5 protein-coding genes are annotated in these 6,347 nt (G+C 73.2%); 1 reads left to right on the top strand and 4 read right to left on the bottom strand.

Annotated features, from left to right (window positions below; all coding sequences use genetic code 11):
- Positions 1-19: 19 nt before the first annotated feature.
- The gene (locus STRAU_RS16960; RefSeq protein WP_016641570.1) at positions 20-718 is read right to left on the bottom strand and encodes a copper homeostasis protein CutC; all 699 of its coding nucleotides are present in this window, start codon (positions 716-718) and stop codon (positions 20-22) included.
- A gap of 162 nt (positions 719-880) precedes the next feature.
- The gene (locus STRAU_RS16955) at positions 881-3,184 is read right to left on the bottom strand and encodes a heavy metal translocating P-type ATPase (protein WP_016641569.1); all 2,304 of its coding nucleotides are present in this window, start codon (positions 3,182-3,184) and stop codon (positions 881-883) included.
- Positions 3,185-3,318: 134 nt separating this feature from the next.
- Here STRAU_RS16955 and STRAU_RS16950 point away from each other — a divergent pair, with 134 nt between their 5' ends.
- Positions 3,319-4,275 (top strand): hypothetical protein, encoded by a 957-nt coding sequence (locus STRAU_RS16950; protein WP_016641568.1) that lies wholly within the window; start codon positions 3,319-3,321, stop codon positions 4,273-4,275.
- A gap of 23 nt (positions 4,276-4,298) precedes the next feature.
- Here STRAU_RS16950 and STRAU_RS16945 read toward each other — a convergent pair whose 3' ends face one another.
- Together STRAU_RS16945 and STRAU_RS16940 are read right to left on the bottom strand one after the other, a co-directional pair.
- On the bottom strand, positions 4,299-4,988 hold the full coding sequence (locus STRAU_RS16945) for a maleylpyruvate isomerase family mycothiol-dependent enzyme (RefSeq protein WP_016641567.1): 690 nt from the start codon (positions 4,986-4,988) through the stop codon (positions 4,299-4,301).
- A gap of 76 nt (positions 4,989-5,064) precedes the next feature.
- The gene (locus STRAU_RS16940) at positions 5,065-6,282 is read right to left on the bottom strand and encodes a Cmx/CmrA family chloramphenicol efflux MFS transporter (RefSeq protein ID WP_016641566.1); all 1,218 of its coding nucleotides are present in this window, start codon (positions 6,280-6,282) and stop codon (positions 5,065-5,067) included.
- Between the last annotated feature and the right edge of the window lie 65 nt (positions 6,283-6,347).

The raw sequence follows: 6,347 nt of genomic DNA, 5'->3' as shown, positions 1-6,347 counted from the left end.
TCCGCCGCGGAGCGGCGGGTCAGGAAGCATCCAGAGCACGACGCCAGGCCGCAACGGCCGAGGAAGAGACCGGAGAGCCCCACCCGTGGGGCCGAGCCGCCCCGCCGATGTGGAAAGCGTCGACCCCACCCGCCCGAAGGGCGGGAAGGTGGTCGAGGCGAAGGCCGCCGCCGACGAGGATCCGGGGCTCGTACCCCGGCTCCCCGGAACGCGAGCGCGCCGCCTCCGCGAGGAGAGTGGGAAGGCCATCGTCGACGCCGCCCGCGGCACCCGCGGTGAGGTACGTGTCGAGCCCCGGCAGATCGGCGAGCTGCTTGCGCAGGGCGTCACGATCGGCGGCCCGGTCGACGGCCCGGTGGAACGTCCACCGGCACCCGTCAAGGGCACCCACGACCGCCTCGACGGCACCGAGATCGGCACCCCCGGCCTCGTCCAGAAACCCGAGCACGAACTCGTCGGCCCCGGCGGCCCGCAGCTCCCGCGCGCGACGTACCAGCTCGGAGACGTCCCCCGCCGCGAACCCGTCCGCGAGCCGCAGCATGACGCGCAGCGCGATGCCGACCGAGGAGCGGATCTCCGCGAAGGTCTCGAGGGACGGCGTGAGCCCGTCCGCGGCCATGTCGGTGACCAGCTCGAGGCGGTCCGCACCTCCGGCCTGGGCCGCGACCGCGTCCTCGGCGTCGAGGGCGATCACCTCCAGGAGCGCGCGCTTGCTCATAGGTGACGTCTTCCTTCTGGGAATCGAGTCGTGCTTCCGGGATCGAATCGGGGCGGCGACCACAGAAACACAGGTCTAGTCCAATTACCAGGGTACGCGCAGATCACCCCGGTGCGAATTCGTACCGCACCGGGGTGATCGGGCCACATCGCGCCGTACGCGTCAGCTCAGCGCCTTGAACCCCCGCAGCCGCAGGCTGTTGCCGACCACGAAGACCGACGAGAAGGCCATCGCCGCCCCCGCGAGCATCGGGTTGAGCAGCCCGGCCGCGGCGAGCGGCAGCGCCGCCACGTTGTAGGCGAAGGCCCAGAACAGGTTGGACCTGATCGTGCCGAGGGTGCGGCGCGAGAGCCGGATCGCGTCGGCCGCCGTCCGCAGGTCACCGCGGACGAGGGTCAGGTCGCCGGCCTCGATGGCCGCGTCCGTCCCCGTCCCCATCGCGAGCCCGAGGTCGGCCTGCGCGAGCGCCGCCGCGTCGTTGACGCCGTCGCCGACCATGGCGACCGAACGGCCCTCCCCCTGGAGCCGCTTGACGACGTCGACCTTGTCCTGCGGAAGCACCTCGGCGATGACGTGCTCCGGCGCGATGCCGACCTCCGCGGCGACGGAGCGGGCGACGGCGGCGTTGTCACCCGTCAGCAGCATCGGCGTCAGGCCGAGGTCCCGCAGCCGCCGGATCGCCTCCGGACTGGTCTCCTTCACCGCGTCGGCCACTTCGAGCACGGCCCGCGCCTCGCCGTCCCAGGCGACCGCGATGGCCGTACGCCCGGCCTCCTCGGCCGCGTCCTTGGCACGCTTCAGCTCCACCGGCAGGGCCATGGCCCACTCGGCGAGCAACTGCTCACGGCCCACGAGGACCGCGTGACCGTCGACGACGCCCTGCACACCGAGACCGGGGACGTTGGCGAAGTCCTCGGGCGTGGGCAGCGGGCCCACCTTCTCCAGCGCTCCGTCGGCGACGGCACGGGCGATCGGGTGCTCGGAGGCGTGCTCCAACGCACCGGCCAGACGAAGGACTTCGGCTTCCTCGGCGCCGTCCGCGACATGCGTGGCGAGCAGCGTCATCCGTCCCGTGGTCACCGTGCCGGTCTTGTCCAGGACGATCGTGTCGACGCGCCGCGTGGTCTCCAGGACCTCCGGGCCCTTGATGAGGATGCCGAGCTGGGCGCCGCGCCCGGTGCCGACCATGAGCGCGGTCGGCGTGGCGAGGCCCAGGGCGCACGGGCAGGCGATGATCAGTACGGCGACGGCGGCGGTGAACGCGGCCGTGAGACCCGCGCCGTTGCCGAGCCAGAAGCCGAGCGTGGCGACGGCGAGCGCGATGACGACGGGCACGAACACGCCGGAGACGCGGTCGGCGAGCCGCTGGGCCGCCGCCTTGCCGTTCTGCGCGTCCTCCACGAGCCGGGCCATGCGGGCCAGTTGGGTGTCGGCGCCGACGCGCGTTGCCTCGACGACGAGGCGGCCGCCGACGTTGAGGGTGGCGCCGGTGACGGCGTCGCCGGGCGCGACCTCGACGGGAACGGACTCGCCGGTGAGCATGGAGGCGTCGACGGCCGATGAGCCCTCGACCACCCGGCCGTCGGTGGCGATCTTCTCGCCGGGCCGCACGAGGAACCGGTCACCGGCCTTCAACTCGCCCACAGGAACGGTCTCCTCACGACCGTCCCGGATCACGGTGACGTCCTTCGCGCCCAGCTCAAGGAGCGCCTTGAGCGCCGCGCCCGCCTTCCGCTTGGAGCGGGCCTCGAAGTACCGCCCGGCGAGGATGAAGGCGGTGACGCCGGCCGCGGCCTCCAGGTAGATGTTCCCGGCGCCGTCGCCGCGCTCGATGGTCAGCTCGAAGGGGTGCGTCATGCCGGGCGTCCCGGCCGAGCCGAAGAACAGCGCCCACAGCGACCACAGGAACGCCGCCGACGTACCGACCGATATCAGCGTGTCCATGGTGGCCGCGCCGTGCCGGGCGTTGGTGACGGCCGCCTTGTGGAAGGGCCAGGCGGCGTACGTCACGACGGGCGCCGCGAGCGTCAGGGACAGCCACTGCCAGTACTCGAACTGGAGCGCCGGGACCATCGCCATGGCGACGACGGGGACGGAGAGCACGACGGCGGTGATCAGCCGCTCCCGCAGCGGCCGCAGCTCGGCGGCGTCCTCGCGCCCGCCGTTCCCGCCGTTTCCGTCGCTCCCGTCGCCCCCTCCGCCGCCGGATTCCGTATGCGGTGGAGCGGGCTCCTGGGCCGTGTACCCGGTGGCCTCGACGGTGGCGATCAGGTCGGCGACGGCGACGTCCGCGCCGTCGTAGGTGACCTTGGCCTTCTCGGTGGCGTAGTTGACCGTCGCCTCCACGCCGTCCATGCGGTTGAGCTTCTTCTCGATACGGGCCGCGCACGAGGCGCAGGTCATGCCGCCGATGGCGAGTTCTACCTGCTCGTTCCGCGTGGTCTGCGCACTCTGCGGGGTGGACATGTCAGCCGCTCTCCTCATTCCCGGCATACCCGGGCCCGGTATCGCTTACGAGATCCATTTATACCCCTGGGGGGTACCTGGGGCAAGGGGATCCAGCACTTGACTTCATACCCCTAGGGGGTATTGTCGGACTCATGGATACGGGACTGAGGATCACCGCGTACGCCGCGGCCGTCGCGGTGGCGTTCACGGCCGCGTACGGCATCGGAACGAGCGTCGACACCGTGAGCAAGCCGGTGGCGCACAGCGAGAAGAAGGACCACGGCGGCGGGCACCCGGAACAGGGCGCAGGGAAGAAGGCCGGGACGGCCCCGGCGGGCCTCCAGGTCGCCGCCGACGGCTACGCACTCGACCTGAAGACGCCGCGCGCCGAGGCGGGCGAGCGCACGGACCTGCGCTTCACCATCCAGAAGGAGTCCTCAGGGGCTCCCCTGAGGACGTACAAGAAGGAGCACGGCAAGGAACTCCACCTGATCCTCGCCTCACGCGACCTGACGACGTACCGCCATCTGCACCCCACGCGCGCCGCCGACGGCACCTGGTCGGTCCCGGCGACGCTGCCCAGGGCCGGGGACTACCGCGTGTTCGCGGACTTCACGCCCGCGCGAGCGAAGGAAAAGGTGACGCTCGGGACGGACCTCGCCGTGACCGGCCCGTACACGGCGGCCGGACTGCCGCCCGCGAAGGCGACCGCGAAGGCGGGCGACGGCTACGAGGTGCGCCTGGACGGCGAGTTGAAGCCCGGCAAGCCCCGCGAGCTGACGCTGCGCGTCACGCGCGACGGCAAGCCGGTCACGAACCTCCAGCCCTACCTGGGCGCGTACGGCCACCTGGTGGCGCTGCGCGCGGGCGACCTCGCGTACCTGCACGTCCACCCGAACGGCGAGGTCGGCGACGGCTCCACGAAGCCCGGCCCCGAGGTGTCCTTCACGGCGACGGCGCCGAGCGCGGGCGCGTACCGCCTGTTCCTGGACTTCCAGCACGAGGGCACGGTGCGGACGGCGGCGTTCACGGTGCGCGCGGGCACGAACGCGGGCGAGGGCGAGGACACCGGCACGGCCCCGGAGTCGGGCACGCCCCACGGACACTGAGCCGAGTCCCGCCCGCGGGGGCCTCAGTTGAAGACGGTCAGCTCCTCCCGCGTCGCGCCCGCCAGCTCGAACTCCGCACCGGCGAGCGGGCGGCCCGCGTACAGCCGGATGAGCGTCGGCGCGTCACCGATGTACCGGGCCGGGGGCCTGCTGCCGTCGGTGACGCCGAGGATCAGCGGCTCGTCGAACCCGTCGACGTCGGCGTGCAGGGGCAGCGCCGCGCGCTGCTTGGTGTACGCGGCGAGCAGCGGCAGCGCGTCGCCGAGACCGTCGCCCGCGTAGGCGCCCGGCAGCCCCCAGGCGTCCCGTACGTCACCCGCGTGCACCCACTCGCCGAGCGCCACGCCGTCGAAGAGGCCCTTGGACGCGGCGATGGCGGCGCCCGCGTGGGTCATGCCGTGCTCCAGCTCGTCCACGACGCGGGAGTGGGGCCAGTCGGCCCGTTCGGCGATGTCGCGGTCGTTGCCCGCAGCGGTGAACACGCCCTCGTCGAACCGGCTCTCGATGACGCGGCTCAGCGCCGCCGAGCAGTGCGCGAGGACGTCGCGGACCGTCCAGCCCGGGCAGCAGGTCGGTGCCGCGAACGCCGCGTCGTCGGCGGCGCGCAGGAGCGGGATGAGAGCGTCGCGTTCGGTGCGGAGGAGGCGACCGGGGCGGTCGGATTCGTGCGCTTCGTCGGACGTGGTCGCGTCGGGGGTCGCGTCGTTCGTCATGGCGGCCAGCCAAGCGGGCGCCGCCGCGAAAGGCAACGTCCGGGGGCGAGTTTTCCGTCGAGACCCGCCGCGACGCCTACCGCGTCTGCGGAGCCCGCTCCGGATCACTCTCGTACGCGGCGTGAGCGCTCTCGCCGGGCCCCTTCCCCCGCCCTCCTCGCAGCCGCGCCGAAACCGCCACCGCCACGATCGCGGACGTCGTGAGGCCCGCCCCGGCCCACGCGGCCGACTCGTAGCCGAGGCCCGCGTCGATGACGGTGCCGCCGAGCCAGGGCCCGGCCGTGTTGCCGAGGTTGAAGGAGGCGGTCGCGGTGGCCCCGGCGAGGGTGGGCGCGGCGGTGGCGACCTCGAAGACGCGGGCGTTGAGCGCGGGCCCGGTGTAGAAGGCGGAGACGCCGAGCAGGAAGGCGAGGACGATCGCCGCGGCGGCGGTGGCGGAGAAGAGGGCGAGCGCGGTCAGGAACACGGTGGAGGCGGCGATGCCGCTGAACAGGACGGTGAAGAGCCGCCCGTCGGTGACGCGCCCGCCGATGGCCGTCCCGATCAGCGCCCCCACACCGAACAGGGCGAGGACCGCCGGGACCCAGCCCTCGCCGAGGCCCGCGACATCCGTCAGCAGCGGCGCGAGATAACTGAACGCGCAGAACACGCCGCCCGCGGCGAGCGCCACGACGGCGACCGCGAGCCACACCTGCCGGTCCCGGTAGATCACCAGCTCCCGCCGGAGCACGGGCTGTTCGGCGGGCCGGGCGATGCGCGGTACGAGGACGACGACGCCCACGAGCGCGAGCCCCGAGGCCGCCGCGACCGCCCAGAACGCGGACCGCCAGCCGAAGTGGTCACCGAGGAAGGCGCCCGCCGGTACGCCGAGCACGTTGGCGATGGAGAGCCCGCCGAGCATCACGGCGATGGCCCGCGCCCGCTGGGTCACCGGCACCATCGCCACGGCGACGGACGCGCCGACCGCCCAGAACCCGGCGCAGGCCAGCGCGCTGACGACGCGCGAGGCGAAGAGGATCCCGTACGAGGGGGCGAGCGCGCCCGCGACCTGGCCGAGGCCGAACACCGCGATGAGCGCGACCAGCGTCGCCCGGCGCGGCAGCCGCAGCGTCGCCGCCGCGAGCAGCGGCGCCCCCACGACCATCCCGATGGCGAACGCCGAGATCAGGAGACCGGCCTTCGGCACCGAGACGTTCATGTCGTCGGCGACGGCGGGCAGCAGCCCGGACAGCATGAACTCACTGGTCCCGAGCGCGAAGACGGCGACCCCGAGGGTGTGGACGGCTATGGGCATGCGCGTGCGAGGGGGCATATCCGGCGGCAACGTCGGGTGGGGCGGGGGAATTCCTCAGTCACGGG

It is taken from the genome of Streptomyces aurantiacus JA 4570 (genome assembly GCF_000414115.1).
GTDB lineage: Bacteria > Actinomycetota > Actinomycetes > Streptomycetales > Streptomycetaceae > Streptomyces > Streptomyces aurantiacus_A.
Note: the sequence above shows the minus strand (reverse complement) of the source record. Positions and strands in the feature narration are given on the sequence as shown.

Excerpts from the sequence above, each read along its gene's own strand:
- STRAU_RS16950 (WP_016641568.1), top strand. The coding sequence starts at position 3,319 with ATGGATACGGGACTGAGGATCACCGCGTACGCCGCGGCCGTCGCGGTG.
- STRAU_RS16940 (WP_016641566.1), bottom strand. The coding sequence starts at position 6,282 with ATGCCCATAGCCGTCCACACCCTCGGGGTCGCCGTCTTCGCGCTCGGG.
- STRAU_RS16945 (WP_016641567.1), bottom strand. The coding sequence starts at position 4,988 with ATGACGAACGACGCGACCCCCGACGCGACCACGTCCGACGAAGCGCAC.
- STRAU_RS16955 (WP_016641569.1), bottom strand. The coding sequence starts at position 3,184 with ATGTCCACCCCGCAGAGTGCGCAGACCACGCGGAACGAGCAGGTAGAA.
- STRAU_RS16960 (WP_016641570.1), bottom strand. The coding sequence starts at position 718 with ATGAGCAAGCGCGCGCTCCTGGAGGTGATCGCCCTCGACGCCGAGGAC.